This window comes from Vibrio mytili, from assembly GCF_000830505.1.
In the GTDB taxonomy this organism is placed as follows: Bacteria; Pseudomonadota; Gammaproteobacteria; order Enterobacterales; family Vibrionaceae; genus Vibrio; species Vibrio mytili.
On record NZ_JXOK01000056.1, the window covers coordinates 1 to 245 of the forward strand.

The 245-nt window shown below is 46.9% G+C and carries 1 protein-coding gene; it reads right to left on the minus strand.

All coding sequences use genetic code 11. From position 1 onward, the window contains the following. The coding region (locus SU60_RS14775) for a T1SS-143 repeat domain-containing protein (RefSeq protein ID WP_041156188.1) at nucleotides 1-245 on the minus strand (245 nt) is incomplete at both ends.

The following is a 245-nucleotide window of genomic DNA, read 5'->3' on the forward strand; positions in this document are numbered from 1 at the left end:
TTCAACAAACAGATCGCCGCCTGGGTCGGAACCCACACCGCTAAGGTCATCCTCATCAACATTCAGTGCATCAACCGCTGTAATAGTCGGTACATCATCAACAATCGTGACTGGAATGATTTCAGTGACGGTATCACCATCAAAATCGGTCGCGATAATTGGGAAGTTTAGTGTCAGCTCGTCACTGCCTAGCGCATGGTCAATCGGACCTTTAAGCGTAAAGTTGTAACTGCCATCGGTATTTA